General features: G+C 63.2%; 1 protein-coding gene. It reads left to right on the forward strand.

The genetic code is table 11. The annotated features are described in order from the left end of the window. Positions 1–64: 64 nt before the first annotated feature. A partial coding sequence (locus tag GY937_00330) for a hypothetical protein (protein ID MCP5055152.1) occupies positions 65–562 on the forward strand: 498 nt, incomplete at its 3' end.

The raw sequence follows: 562 nt of genomic DNA on the forward strand, positions 1-562 counted from the left end.
CATCCTCCCGGTCTCCGAAGGTCGGGATCTGGCCTCGTACCCAGTGGCTAGCCTGGTTGAGTTGATGGGGCGACGACGCCAAGCCACCATCAACGTCACCAACCTACGGGCAGCAAGGGACGGCTATGCCCTAGTCAGCGAGGACGGCTCCAAGGAGGATCTGGTCTCCAACTGGTGGGCTGAGGTGTCCGAGATCCTGCTGTCTGAAGAGGACCACGCCTACGTCCTGAAGGTGCACAGCTCCGAAGGCCCCCAGGATGGGACCTACACCCTGGAACCCCAGGACCTGGAGCACGCAGCGGCCCTAGCCAGGTGGTGCCGGAAGTTCAATGGCTCCTGGTGGGGTGATACCACGGCTGTCCGCAAGCTCGTGGCCGAACTCGAAGAACAATCGGCCTATGTGCCAGTGACGAGGACAGTGGGCCGCCCCTCGTTGGTCAAGCCTGGCGGCTTTGCACTACCTGGCCTGTCGATCTCCACGGATGTGCAGCTGGACGACTCCAACATGCTGGTCCCTACCGCCACACCGTGGCCCACAGCTAGGGGTGAGGCTTCGGCTGAC

This window comes from bacterium (assembly GCA_024228115.1).
Lineage (GTDB): Bacteria > Myxococcota_A > UBA9160 > UBA9160 > UBA6930.